Here is a 12,621-nt window from a genome sequence, read left to right as displayed (position 1 = left end):
CCCGGCACACCCGCCAACGCGATAGTCGGGATTCTGTAGGAGCGGTCTGAAATACAAACGCTCAATTCATACGCCCGTTTGATTTGGGTACGTCACCTTCACGGAATTTCCGACAATTGTCAATCGCCCGAAACACGGGTTGAAACGCGACTTTCCGGTCATATCCGTACTGCGAAGACCTTAAACACGCTTGAGCATGCAAGGTCATTCATAGAATCAATTGTTAGAAAGTTCGCCCTAATTCGCTGCAGCCCGTGTTTAACAAGCTACGCTGGCGGAACCCAGGGGAAAATTTTGAACGCTTTTGGCGAATGCCCAGCGTAAGATCAGCCAACACCGTTTTTACCGGCCTGCCTGGCCAACTCCAGCCCGATGATGAATGTCGGGCTTTTTATTGCCTGCGAAAAACACCTGTAGGAGCGAGCTCGCTCGCGATGGACGTCAACGATGACGCGGGAAGCCTGGCACCCCGCGGCGCTCTCAGGTTCATCGCGAGCAGGCTCGCTCCTACAGGGGATCGGGTTTCAGGCGAGGGCTTTGAGGGTGGCGTCGATCTGCTGCAACACCTCGGCCTCGCCCTTCTCGCCCCAGTACAACGTGATCATTTGCTTGTCTGCCTCGACTTTGTAGACGTTGGCCGGCAATTTTTCGAAATGATCGAGCAGTGCCCTGTCTTCACAGATTTCCTGCCATTGATTGACCCAGACACCCGGTGATTTTTGCCAGTAACTCCAGCACGCCGGCTGATTGCCACGGCGAGGACGATGGTACTGGGCGCAGGGGCTCGGCGGCTCCTGGCTGAGCCAGTGCGGCCACTCCTGAGGCGCCAATTGCATGGCCAGCCCGATGCGCCGAGCCTCCATCCGCAAGGCGATGCGCCCGCTCTGAACTCGCGACGGCCGCAACCATGCCAGCGGACTCAGCACCACCAGCAGGATTGACACCACTATCCAGACCGTCATATCTGTACTCCCGAATTTGAATGAGCCCATTGTGTCACTTTGGAACCAATGCGCTTGAAACCAGCCATACTTACCAATATTGCATCCCTCAGGAGGAGCACCTCATGCCCTACAACCATATTCTGGTCGCTGTAGATCTGACCGAAGAGTGCGACCCTGTGATTCACCGCGCTCGCGAACTGTCGGTGAGCAACGGTGCGAAATTGTCGCTGGTGCACATTGTCGAGCCGATGGCGATGGCCTTCGGCGGCGACGTGCCGATGGACCTGTCACAACTGCAACAGCAGCAGTTCGATCAAGCCAAGGAGCGCCTTGACCGCTTGATCCTGAAATACCCGGAGCTCTCCAGGGAATACAGCCACCTGACCTACGGACAGCCACGCCAGGAGATCCACCACCTGGCCAAGGAGCAAACCTGCGACCTGATCGTGGTGGGCAGCCATGGCCGGCATGGTCTGGCACTGTTGCTGGGCTCCACCGCCAATGACGTGCTGCATGGCGCGCCTTGTGATGTGCTGGCGGTGCGTCTGCAAAACAAAAGCTGACAACACACCCTTGTAGGAGCGAGCCTGCTCGCGATGGTCGTCAACGATGACACGGGAAGCCTGACACCCCGCGGCGCTCTCAAGTTCATCGCGAGCAAGCTCGCTCCTACAGGGGGATTGCATTTCATATGAAAAGCCCGGCGTTCATCACTGAACGCCGGGCTTTTTTTGTTACCGGGTCAATCAGGCATCCAGCTCGGCCCAACGCTCGACCATGATGTCGAGTTCAGCCTGCAACTGCTCCAATTGAGCAATCACCGCAGCCGTTTCGGCCGCCGGACGCTGATAGAAGCCGGCATCCGCCATCTGTGCTTCAACGGCGGCAATCTGCTGCTCCATGGCCTCGATCTGCCCCGGCAACGCTTCCAGTTCGCGCTGCAATTTGTAGCTTAGCTTTTTCTTCGCCACTGGCGCTTCGACAGCTGCCGCAACCGGCGCAGGCTCGGCCTTCACCACCGCGGAGTTCAGGTCGGCCTTGCCGGACTTGCTCTCGGTCACGCCCAGCAGACGCGGCGAGCCGCCCTGGCGCAGCCAGTCCTGGTAGCCACCGACGTACTCGCGAACCTTGCCTTCACCTTCGAAGACCAGGGTACTGGTGACCACGTTGTCGAGGAATGCCCGGTCGTGGCTGACCATCAGTACGGTGCCGTTGAAGGTCAGCAAGACCTCTTCCAGCAGCTCGAGGGTTTCGACGTCGAGGTCGTTGGTCGGTTCGTCGAGTACCAGCAGGTTCGCCGGCTTGCTGAACAGCTTGGCCAGCAACAGACGGGCACGCTCACCACCCGACAGCGCCTTGACTGGCGTGCGGGCACGCTGCGGGCTGAACAGGAAGTCGCCGAGGTAGCTCAGCACGTGGCGGCTCTGGCCATCGATATCGATGAAGTCGCGACCTTCGGCCACGTTGTCGATCACGGTTTTTTCCAGATCCAGCTGATGGCGCAACTGGTCGAAGTAGGCGACATCGATCCGGGTGCCCTCTTCCACTTTGCCGCTGGTCGGCTGCAAGCCGCTGAGCATCAGCTTCAGCAGGGTGGTCTTGCCGGTACCGTTGGCGCCGAGCAGACCGATACGGTCGCCGCGCTGCAGCACCATGGAGAAGTCCTTGATCAGGAACGGACCGTCCGGGTGAGCGAAACTCACGTTATCGAGGACCATGACCTGCTTGCCGGACTTGTCGGCGGTTTCCAGCTGGATATTGGCCTTGCCGGTACGCTCACGACGCTCGCTGCGCTCGACGCGCAAGGCTTTGAGCGCACGTACGCGACCTTCGTTACGGGTGCGACGGGCCTTGATGCCCTGGCGAATCCACACTTCTTCCTGGGCCAGGCGCTTGTCGAACAGCGCGTTGGCGGTCTCCTCGGCCGCCAGTGCGGCTTCCTTGTGCACGAGGAAACTGGCGTAGTCGCCGTTCCAGTCGATCAGGCCGCCGCGATCCAGTTCGAGGATGCGGGTTGCCAGGTTCTGCAGGAAAGAACGGTCGTGCGTGATGAACAGCACGGCGCCCTGGAAATCCTTCAGCGCTTCTTCAAGCCAGGCGATGGCACCGATGTCCAGGTGGTTGGTCGGTTCGTCGAGCAGCAGCAGGTCCGGCTCGGACACCAGGGCCTGGGCCAGCAGGACGCGACGACGCCAGCCGCCGGACAACTCGGCGAGGGTCTTGTCGGCCGGCAGTTGCAGGCGGCTCAAGGTGCTGTCGACGAGGGTCTGCAAGCGCCAGCCATCGCGGGCTTCGAGGTCGTGCTGGACGTGCATCAGCTTGTCCAGATCGGCGTCAGTGACGATGTTCTGGCTCAGGTGGTGATATTCGGCGAGCAAGGCGCCAACGCCGTCCAGGCCTTCGGCCACCACGTCGAACACTGTCCGCTCGTCGGCCACCGGCAATTCTTGCGGCAATTCGCCGATCTTGAGCCCGGGTGCGCGCCAAACGGAGCCGTCATCGGGCTTCTGGTCGCCCTTGACGAGCTTCATCATGCTGGACTTGCCAGTGCCGTTGCGGCCGATGATGCACACCCGCTCACCACGGGCGATCTGCCAGGACACCTTGTCCAACAACGGCATAGCGCCGAAAGCAAGGGACACATCGCTGAATTTGAGCAGGGTCATGAGCTTCTCCAAAAACCGGGCGCGCATTCTACCTGACTTGAGGCTTCAGAAGGCCGGCAATTTCACTCTCGTAGCACTCTGCATGACAAATGTTGCGAACTGATGCGGGAAGACCCGCAAAGCTTTCACCGGCTGCTGGCAAAAGGCTAAGCTACAGACAATTCAGCGCGGGCCTGGCCCGCGCTTGTCATGATTTTTCTCTGCCCGGACGTCTCATGCGCAGTCGCCTTTTCAATCTTTTATCTGCTTTTTTACTGTCTGCCGCTGCCGTTCAATCCGCCCAGGCGGTGGACCTGTCCACCCAACGCCAGTATTACGATGAAGCCAAGCGCGCCCTGGCCAAGGGCGATAGCGGCCCGTATTTCCGTTACAGCCAGGCCCTCGCCGATTATCCGCTGGAACCCTACCTGGCGTACGACGAGCTGACCGCGCGCCTGAAAACCGCGAGCAACGCCGAAATCGAGAAATTCCTCGCCGAACACGGCGACCTGCCCCAGGCCAACTGGATGAAGTTGCGTTGGTTGCGCTGGCTGGCGGAACGGGGCGACTGGGCGACCTTCGTCAAGTACTACGACCCGAAAATGAACTTCACCGAACTGGACTGCCTGAATGCGCAGTACCAGATCAGCCACAACCTCAAAGCCGAAGGTTACGCCAACACTGAAAAGCTCTGGCTGACCGGTAAATCCCAGCCCGAAGCCTGCGATGCCCTGTTCGGCATGTGGGCCGCCGATGGCCAGTTGACCGAGCAAAAGCGTTGGGAACGCGCCAAACTCGCCGCCCAGGCGCGCAACTATCCCCTGGCCAACAGCCTGATCAACGGCATGACCACCCTCGCCCCTCGCGGCCGCTTGCTGGTGGACGTGGCGCAGAAACCGGAACTGCTCAACCAGCCGTCACGCTTTACCCCGGCCGATGAGGCCATGTCCGATGTGGTCAGCCTCGGCCTGCGCCGCCTGGCTCGTCAGGACCCGGACAGGGCCATGAATCTGCTCGACGGTTACGCCAGCAGCATGCATTTCTCCCGGGATGAAAAAGTGGCGATCGCCCGGGAAATCGGGCTGACCCTCGCCAAACGTTTCGACAGTCGAGCCCTGGACGTCATGACCAAATACGATCCGGAACTGCGCGACAACACGGTTTCCGAATGGCGCTTGCGCCTGCTCCTGCGCCTGGCGCGCTGGGACGATGCCTATCAGTTGACCCGCCGCCTGCCCCAGGACCTGGCCACCACCAACCGCTGGCGTTACTGGCAGGCCCGCACCCTGGAGCTGGCGCAACCGCAGAACCCGGAAGCCCAGACCCTGTATCGAAGCGTGGCTCGTGAGCGCGACTTTTATGGGTTCCTCGCGGCGGATCGCTCGCAGTCCCCCTATTCGCTGAACAACAAGCCGCTAGTGATGAGCCAGGCGCTGATCAACAAAGTGCGCAACACCCCCGGCATACGTCGCGCCTTGGAGTTCCACGCTCGCGGGCAAATCGTCGACGGGCGCCGCGAGTGGTACCACGTCAGCCGTCACTTCAGCCGCGACGAAATGGTCGCCCAGGCCAAACTGGCCTACGACCTGAAATGGTACTTCCCGGCCATTCGCACCATCAGCCAGGCGCAGTACTGGGACGATCTGGATATCCGTTTCCCGATGGCCCACCGCAACACGCTGGTGCGTGAAGCGAAGAATCGCGGCCTGCATCCGAGCTGGGCGTTCGCCATCACTCGCCAGGAAAGCGCCTTCATGGAAGATGCCCGCTCCGGGGTCGGCGCCTCGGGCCTGATGCAACTGATGCCCGCCACCGCCAAGGAAACCGCACGCAAGTTCAGCATTCCCTATAGCTCGCCACAGCAACTGTTCAACCCGGACAAAAACATCCAGCTCGGCGCCGCATACCTGAGCCAGGTGCACAGCCAGTTCAACGGCAACCGCGTCCTCGCCTCCGCCGCCTACAACGCCGGCCCGGGCCGAGTGCGCCAATGGCTACGCGGTGCGGACCACCTGAGTTTCGACGTGTGGGTGGAAAGCATTCCGTTCGACGAAACCCGCCAGTACGTGCAAAACGTGCTGTCGTATTCGGTGATCTATGGCGAGAAGCTCAACTCACCGCAGCCAATCGTGGATTGGCATGAACGGTATTTCGACGATCAATGATCACTGCAGGAGCGAGCCTGCTCGCGATGGACATTAGAGTGCCGCTGGGTATCAGGCATCCCGCGTCATCGTTGACGACCATCGCGAGCAGGCTCGCTCCTACAAGAGCTCCCCAGCGTTAATCAATCCATCACTGAACTGCAACGCCGCCAACCGCGCATACAACGCATTGCTGGCAATCAGCTCCAGATGCGTACCCACCGCCACCAGTTTCCCCTGGTCCATCACCGCAATTCGGTCGGCGTTTTTCACCGTTGCCAGGCGATGGGCGATCACCAGGGTGGTCCGGTTTTTCATCAGTGTCGGCAGCGCCTGCTGGATCAGGTGTTCGCTTTGGGCGTCAAGGGCGCTGGTGGCTTCGTCCAGGAGCAGGATCGGGGCGTCCACCAGCAGCGCACGGGCAATGGCCAAGCGTTGGCGCTGGCCGCCGGACAAACCGAGACCACCGTCCCCCAGATGAGTCTGGTAACCATTGGGCATGGCTTCGATAAAGTCATGGGCGTAAGCGACTTTTGCCGCTTCCTGTACCTCGGCCAACGTCGCCTGCGGATTGCCGTAGCGAATGTTTTCTTCAATGCTGCCGAAAAACAGCGCCGGGGTTTGCGACACCAGGGCAAAACAGCGACGCAGGTCCAACGGGTCGAGTTGAGTCAACGGCACGCCATCGAGCAGGATGCGCCCCTCGGCCGGGTCGTAAAAACGCAGCAGCAAGTCATACACCGTGGACTTTCCGGCCCCCGATGGCCCGACCAGCGCCAGCGTCTCACCGGCATTGACGGTCAGGCTCAACCCGTCGACAGCATAACTTTCCGGCCGCGACGGGTAGGAAAAACGCACATTGTGCAGTTGTAGTTGGCCATTGACCCGCTCCGGCAGCTTCACCGCGCCCGCCACCGGCGGCAGGATGATGTTTTCCGAACGCAGCAACTCGGCAATCCGCTCAGCCGCGCCGGCTGCCCGCTGCAACTCGCCAATCACTTCGCTCAACGTACCGAACGCGCTGCCGACAATCAGGCTGTAGAACACGAACGCCGCCAGCTCGCCAGCGGAAATTCGCCCGGCGATGACGTCCATGCCACCAACCCAGAGCATCACCCCGACCGCTCCCAGGACCAGCACGATCACCAGGGTAATCAGCCAGGCCCGCTGGAAGATGCGCTTGCGCGCGGTGTTGAACGCCTCTTCCACCGTCACGGCAAACCGTCGCTCGTCCTGGGCCTGATGGTTGTAGGCCTGCACGGTCTTGATCTGCCCCAGGGTTTCGGACACATAACTGCCGATATCGGCAATCCGGTCCTGACTCAGGCGTGAGAGGTTACGCACCCGGCGTCCGAAAATCAGGATCGGCGCGATCACCAGGGGCAAGGCAACCACCACGATGCTGGTGAGTTTGGGGTTAGTGATGAACAGCAGGACGATCCCACCGATCACCATCAGCAAATTGCGCAGGAACAATGACAGCGAAGAACCGATGACCGATTGCAGCAGCGTGGTGTCGGCGGTCAGGCGGGACTGGATTTCCGAGCTGCGATTGTCTTCGTAAAACCCCGGATGCAGGTAAATCAGATGATTGAACACGTTGCGGCGGATATCGGCGACGCAGCGCTCGCCGATCCACGACACCAGGTAAAACCGTGCAAAGGTTCCTATCGCCAATCCCGCCACCAGTAACATGAACAGACCGATGGACTGATTGAGCAGATGCGGTGACTGGGTCATGAACCCCTCGTCCACCAGCAGGCGGATGCCTTGCCCCATGGACAAGGTGATGCCAGCGGTGACGATCAGCGCCAGCAAGGCGCCAAAGGCCTGCCAGCGATATGGCGCGATGAAGCGACTGGCCAGGCGAATGGCACGGCGGTGACGGGCAGAGAGCATCGTAATCATCCTGGACAAGGCAATCATTAGGGTCAGCCTATACCGCTCAATGGGGTGGCTTGCTGCAAATCACAATGAGTCGGGTTAATTATGTCCGCCAACACTAGAGGCTAGACGCTATTGGTCTAAAGTTCGGGTAGCCACGTGGTGGCATTTCTGGTGGACTGGTTCTGCCCCCCAGGAAAGATCGCAGGGAGTTGTCATAGCCCGGTCACCTGGCGGTTCTACAGTAAGCACACAACCTGATGAGGAGACAGGCCATGTCCTTGCAACACAGCAGCGATGACAAGATTCAAGTGATCCGCACGCAACCAGACCAGTCTCTGGGTTGCTCGATTATTGACGAGCAGGGTCGCGAAGTACCGATCACTGAAGAAATGATCCAGAAAGCTTGCAGCGAACTGGATAAGCGATTGGTCAAACCTGCCAAACAAAAGTGATATAGCCACCGTCTTCTTGACCCGGCCCATTGTTGGCCGGGTTTTTTATGGGCGCCTGTCCGGACATTGTGGGGCGCCCTTCGCGGTCTATCAGACTGCCGTTGCCCCCAACGCCGCCACAATCCTCTGCAACTCAGGCGCATCCCCCTCGATCCGCACCTGCAATCCGTCGATCTCTCGACGCGAAGGATAATTCTTGCGCAACGCATCAAATGCCGCTCGCTGTTCGCTGACACTGCCGACAAGGCTGCGACGGAAGTCCGCATCGTCACGTCGCGGGTCATACACGCCACGGCACAGCATCGCCAACGCCCAGGCCGGGTCACTTTGCGCATTGAGGGTCACGTGCGACAGCCACGGCGCCGGCAGCAAATCGCCCAGGCTGACCCGGGCTGGCTGCCCAAGGAAATCGCAATAGGCCTGATAAATCTGCGCGGTGCCCCGCTGCTTGCCGTCGAGGCTGTAGCCGGCAATGTGTGGCGTTGCCAGCACGCAGAGTTCGGCCAGCGCCACGTCGACTTCAGGCTCGCCTTCCCAGACATCGAGCACCGCTTGCAGGTCTTCGCGCTCCAGCAGCACGTCGCGCAGTGCTGCATTGTTGACCACCGGCCCGCGACTGGCATTAATCAGCCAGGTGCCGGACCTGAGCTGGTTCAGGTGTTTTTCATCGAACAAATGCCAGGTCGATTGCTGACCCTGTTTAGTCAATGGCGTGTGCAGACTGATGACGTCGCACTCGTCGATGATCTGCTCGAGGCTGACGTAGTCTCCACCTTCCGCAGTTTGCCGTGGCGGATCGCACACCAGCACCTTCCAGCCCAGGCCTTGCAATACCTTGACCAGGCGTCCACCCACTTCGCCGGCACCGACCACGCCGTAGGTACGCCGGGTCAGGTCGACACCCTCGATTTCGGCCAGGGTCAGCAGACTGCCGAGCACATAGTCGACCACACCACGGGCATTGCAGCCCGGCGCGCTGGACCAGGTGATACCGGCCTGCTGAAAGTAATTCAGGTCCAGATGATCGGTGCCGATGGTGCACGTACCGACAAAGCGCACCTTGCTGCCCTCGAGCAGCGCGCGATTGACGTTGGTCACCGAGCGCACCAACAGCACATCGGCCTGCTCGACCGTGGCACGGTCGATGGCGCGACCCGGTACCCGGCGGATTTCACCGAAGCCTTCGAAGAAGGCATCGAGCAGAGGGATATTTTCGTCGGCAACAATCAGCATGGCAGGCTCCTTTGGCGGGTTGGCAGTGTAGGCGCAGAATTCATCTCTGTGTAGGAGCGAGCATGCTCGCCATGGGCGTTAACGATAACGAGGGCTGCCTGAATGAACGCGGCGCCCTCACATTCATCGCGAGCGAGCTCGCTCCTACAGAGAGAGCGGAGCGATTACAAATACCCAACACAGTCTTTTCCTGACCGAAGCGTCAACGCGTAGAATGCGCAGCCCTGCGCATCAAAACCTCTGGACGCTTCGCTTGTGAATTCCGTGACTGACACTACCGCCGCCCCACGCACGACCCCGGTTCGCCTGGAACTCAAGGGCCTGCTCGGCCTGGCCCTGCCGATCATGATCGCGCAACTGGCCACCACGGCCATGGGCTTCGTCGATGCGGTGATGGCCGGCCGCGTCAGCCCGCGGGACCTGGCATCGGTGGCCCTGGGCAATTCGATCTGGATTCCGGTCTACCTGTTGATGTCCGGCGTCCTGCTGGCAACCACACCCAAGGTCGCGCAACGCTTTGGCGCCGGGCAGTTTGACGAAATCGGCCCGCTGGTCCGCCAGGCGCTGTGGCTCGCATTGTGTGTCGGGTTGATCGGCAGCGGCCTGTTGCTCGGCGCCGAGCCGATCCTGCACTGGATGAAAGTCGATCCGCAATTGATCGAGCCGAGCATGGGTTACCTGCACGGGATCGCCTTCGGCTTGCCGGGCATGGCGTTCTATTACGTGCTGCGCTGCTACAGCGATGGCATGGGTCGGACCCGTCCGAGCATGGTCATCGGCTTGTGCGGGCTACTGCTGAACATCCCGCTGAACTACACGTTGATCTATGGCCATTTCGGCGCACCGGCCCTGGGCGGTGTTGGTTGCGGCTGGGCCAGCGGCATCGTGATGTGGTTCATGGCGTTGAGCATGGCCGGCTGGACCTTCTGGGCCCCGTTCTATGCCCGCACCCGTGTACTGGTGCGCTTCGACCGGCCGAAATGGGCCGTGATCAAGCGCCTGGTCAGCATTGGCCTGCCGATCGGTATCGCCGTATTCGCCGAGTCCAGCATCTTCGCGGTCATCGCCCTGTTGATCGGCAGTCTCGGCTCCACCGTGGTGGCAGGGCATCAAATCGCCCTGAATATCAGCTCGTTGCTGTTCATGATTCCTTATTCGCTGGGCATGGCGGTGACCGTGCGGGTCGGCCAGGCACTGGGGGCCGGCAATCCCTGGCAGGCGCGCTTCGCGGCGAAGGTCGGGCTCGGCGCGGCACTGGTGTTCGCGGCGTTCTCGGCGGCACTGATCCTGCTCCTGCGCGAACCTATCGCCTCGATCTACACGCCTGACAAGGCCGTGATCCAGATTGCGTCGATGTTGATTGTGTATGCCGCGCTGTATCAGTTTTCCGATGCCATCCAGGTGATCTGCGCCGGCGCGCTGCGTGGGTACCAGGACACCCGGGTGACAATGATCCTGACCTTGTTCGCCTATTGGGGCATCGGCCTGCCGGTCGGCTACGTGCTGGGACTGACCGATTGGTTCGGTCCGGCCAGCGGCCCGAGCGGGCTGTGGGAAGGGTTGATTGCCGGTTTGAGCTGTGCGGCGCTGATGCTGTCGATCCGACTGACGCTCAGTGCGCGCCGGCGGATTCGTAACAGCCAGGGTTGATCGTCACAACCCTGTAGGAGCGAGCTTGCTCGCGAAGGTCGTGAACGATAACGCGCAAAAACCAGATGCCCAACGGCGCCTTCGTTATTTTCGCGAGCAAGCTCGCTCCTACAGGGGGCTTGTTGGTTAAACAGACTTCTTGCGAATCCAGTAGAGGTAGGTGCCCTCATCTTCGTGCTGTGCCACCAGTTCATGGTCGAGAAACACACAGAACTTGGGAATGTCGCGACGGGTCGACGGGTCGGTGGCGATCACTTTGAGCAGGCCGCCGGGCACCAGATCACGGATGTGTTGATGCAGCATCATCACCGGCTCGGGGCAATTGAGGCCGGTGGCGTCGAGGGTGCCGTCTACCGGCGTATCAAGCATTTCACTCATGATTCACTCCTGAAGCTGGCCGGCATTGTCGCGCACTGCCGGGTGTAACGTCATCTGTGGCATTACGCCGCCCCCTTGTAGGAGCGAGCCTGCTCGCGATGATCGTCAACGATGACGCGGGAGACCTGACACCCCGTGGTGCTCTCAGGTCCATCGCGAGCAGGCTCGCTCCTACAGGGGATTGCGGTGTTTCAGCGGGACTTGGGTTTCTTCACGTCCAGTCGGCGCAAATGGCAAGTCACTTCCTCGCGGTCGTGGTACAGCTGCTTGCAGCCAATCTCGACCTTGATACCCCGGGCCTTGAAGCCATCGGCAATGCGCTCGAGCAAACGCTTCACTTCGGCATAGCGCTGCTTCATCGGCAGCTTGAGATTGACCACCGCCTCGCGGCAGTGGCCGTCGCCGATCCACTCTTCCAGCATCGCGGCGTTGCGCGCCGGCTTCTCGACGATGTCGCAGACCATCCAGTCCACCGGTTGCTTGGGCTTGAAGGTGAAACCGTCAGCCATCAAGTGCTGCACCAGACCGGTGTCCATCAGGCTTTCGGCCATCGGGCCGTTGTCGATGGCGGTCACCAGCATGCCACGGTTGACCAGTTGCCAGGTCCAGCCACCAGGGGCGGCCCCCAAGTCAACGCCGGTCATGTCGCCATGCAGGCGCTCGTCCCACTGGTCGCGCGGGATGAAGTGGTGCCAGGCCTCTTCCAGCTTGAGGGTCGAGCGGCTCGGCGCCTCGCGGGGGAACTTCAAACGGGGAATGCCCATCGGCCACATCGCCGAGTTGTTCGACTCCGCCAGGCCCATGAACACTTCACGACCGCTCTTGAACGTCAGCAGCAAACGCGGCTTGTGGGCATCTTCCACCAGCTTGCCGGCCGCCATCAGCGCCTTGCGCAGGTGCACTTCGAATTTCTTGCAGAAGTTCGACAGTTCCTTTCCGTCGTTGGTGTCGACCATTTCCAGCCACAGGCTGCCGCACAGCGGAAAGTCCGCCATGTGGGCGAGGATCACACTGATGCGGTCGGTTTCCGGCAGATCGATGAAAATCCCCCGGGCCCATTGGCGCGGGAAGATCAGCTCGGCAAAACGCTGCCCGCGCATCAGGCGCTCGGCGCCGTCTTCTTCGGTGCAGACAAACTCGGCGCAAGCAGTTGCCGCCTTGGCCTTGGCATAACCGGCCACGTTCAAGCGCGCGGCGAGGTCGGAAATCTCGGAACAGACTTCGCCTTCGAAGCCCGGCCGGCAATGCATAAAGAGGGTGTTCATTAATACTCCTGGACCCTGTAGGA

10 protein-coding genes and 1 pseudogene are annotated in these 12,621 nt (G+C 60.8%); 5 read left to right on the top strand and 6 right to left on the bottom strand.

Annotated elements, in window-relative coordinates; all coding sequences use genetic code 11:
* Positions 1-524: 524 nt before the first annotated feature.
* A complete protein-coding gene (locus tag AC1RS8_RS11840; RefSeq protein ID WP_090454096.1) occupies positions 525-962 on the bottom strand; it encodes a hypothetical protein in 438 nt (145 codons plus the stop codon).
* A gap of 104 nt (positions 963-1,066) precedes the next feature.
* Here AC1RS8_RS11840 and AC1RS8_RS11835 point away from each other — a divergent pair, with 104 nt between their 5' ends.
* A complete protein-coding gene (locus AC1RS8_RS11835) occupies positions 1,067-1,507 on the top strand; it encodes a universal stress protein (protein ID WP_046041383.1) in 441 nt (146 codons plus the stop codon).
* Between the two features lie 183 nt (positions 1,508-1,690).
* On the opposite strand, the gene AC1RS8_RS11830 is transcribed toward AC1RS8_RS11835, so the two are convergent.
* A complete protein-coding gene (locus tag AC1RS8_RS11830; RefSeq protein WP_008022990.1) occupies positions 1,691-3,610 on the bottom strand; it encodes an ATP-binding cassette domain-containing protein in 1,920 nt (639 codons plus the stop codon).
* A gap of 215 nt (positions 3,611-3,825) precedes the next feature.
* On the opposite strand from AC1RS8_RS11830, the gene AC1RS8_RS11825 reads away from it, so the two are divergent.
* A complete protein-coding gene (locus AC1RS8_RS11825) occupies positions 3,826-5,754 on the top strand; it encodes a transglycosylase SLT domain-containing protein (RefSeq protein WP_057715658.1) in 1,929 nt (642 codons plus the stop codon).
* 99 nt (positions 5,755-5,853) lie between these two features.
* On the opposite strand, the gene AC1RS8_RS11820 is transcribed toward AC1RS8_RS11825, so the two are convergent.
* Positions 5,854-7,641, bottom strand: a complete 1,788-nt coding sequence (locus AC1RS8_RS11820; protein WP_223511003.1) for an ABC transporter transmembrane domain-containing protein — start codon at positions 7,639-7,641, stop codon at positions 5,854-5,856.
* A gap of 251 nt (positions 7,642-7,892) precedes the next feature.
* Here AC1RS8_RS11820 and AC1RS8_RS11815 point away from each other — a divergent pair, with 251 nt between their 5' ends.
* The gene (locus AC1RS8_RS11815; RefSeq protein WP_057715660.1) at positions 7,893-8,072 is read left to right on the top strand and encodes a PA1571 family protein; all 180 of its coding nucleotides are present in this window, start codon (positions 7,893-7,895) and stop codon (positions 8,070-8,072) included.
* Positions 8,073-8,162: 90 nt separating this feature from the next.
* Here the strand turns inward: AC1RS8_RS11815 and pdxB are convergent, their stop codons facing one another.
* A complete protein-coding gene (pdxB, locus tag AC1RS8_RS11810; protein ID WP_057715661.1) occupies positions 8,163-9,305 on the bottom strand; it encodes a 4-phosphoerythronate dehydrogenase PdxB in 1,143 nt (380 codons plus the stop codon).
* Between the two features lie 255 nt (positions 9,306-9,560).
* Here pdxB and AC1RS8_RS11805 point away from each other — a divergent pair, with 255 nt between their 5' ends.
* Positions 9,561-10,955 carry an MATE family efflux transporter gene (locus tag AC1RS8_RS11805; protein ID WP_057715662.1) on the top strand — a complete coding sequence of 465 codons (1,395 nt, stop codon included), beginning with the start codon at positions 9,561-9,563 and terminating at the stop codon, positions 10,953-10,955.
* A 126-nt stretch (positions 10,956-11,081) separates the two neighbouring features.
* Here the strand turns inward: AC1RS8_RS11805 and tusA are convergent, their stop codons facing one another.
* Entirely contained in the window at positions 11,082-11,333 is a 252-nt protein-coding gene (tusA, locus tag AC1RS8_RS11800) for a sulfurtransferase TusA (protein WP_056721984.1), read from the bottom strand.
* Between the two features lie 98 nt (positions 11,334-11,431).
* Between tusA and AC1RS8_RS11795 the strand changes: the two are divergent.
* Positions 11,432-11,519, top strand: a pseudogene (locus tag AC1RS8_RS11795) (outer membrane lipoprotein carrier protein LolA); the annotation flags it as partial.
* Between the two features lie 5 nt (positions 11,520-11,524).
* Here the strand turns inward: AC1RS8_RS11795 and rlmM are convergent.
* On the bottom strand, positions 11,525-12,598 hold the full coding sequence (gene rlmM, locus AC1RS8_RS11790; RefSeq protein WP_057715663.1) for a 23S rRNA (cytidine(2498)-2'-O)-methyltransferase RlmM: 1,074 nt from the start codon (positions 12,596-12,598) through the stop codon (positions 11,525-11,527).
* Between the last annotated feature and the right edge of the window lie 23 nt (positions 12,599-12,621).

The organism is Pseudomonas sp. GW821-FHT12A04 (genome assembly GCF_058807755.1).
Note: the sequence above shows the minus strand (reverse complement) of the source record. Positions and strands in the feature narration are given on the sequence as shown.

Bases quoted from the DNA above. Each gene is read 5' to 3' on its own strand.
- AC1RS8_RS11840 (WP_090454096.1), bottom strand. From the start codon at position 962: ATGACGGTCTGGATAGTGGTGTCAATCCTGCTGGTGGTGCTGAGTCCG.
- AC1RS8_RS11835 (WP_046041383.1), top strand. From the start codon at position 1,067: ATGCCCTACAACCATATTCTGGTCGCTGTAGATCTGACCGAAGAGTGC.
- AC1RS8_RS11830 (WP_008022990.1), bottom strand. From the start codon at position 3,610: ATGACCCTGCTCAAATTCAGCGATGTGTCCCTTGCTTTCGGCGCTATG.
- AC1RS8_RS11825 (WP_057715658.1), top strand. From the start codon at position 3,826: ATGCGCAGTCGCCTTTTCAATCTTTTATCTGCTTTTTTACTGTCTGCC.
- AC1RS8_RS11820 (WP_223511003.1), bottom strand. From the start codon at position 7,641: ATGATTACGATGCTCTCTGCCCGTCACCGCCGTGCCATTCGCCTGGCC.
- AC1RS8_RS11815 (WP_057715660.1), top strand. From the start codon at position 7,893: ATGTCCTTGCAACACAGCAGCGATGACAAGATTCAAGTGATCCGCACG.
- pdxB (WP_057715661.1), bottom strand. From the start codon at position 9,305: ATGCTGATTGTTGCCGACGAAAATATCCCTCTGCTCGATGCCTTCTTC.
- tusA (WP_056721984.1), bottom strand. From the start codon at position 11,333: ATGAGTGAAATGCTTGATACGCCGGTAGACGGCACCCTCGACGCCACC.
- rlmM (WP_057715663.1), bottom strand. From the start codon at position 12,598: ATGAACACCCTCTTTATGCATTGCCGGCCGGGCTTCGAAGGCGAAGTC.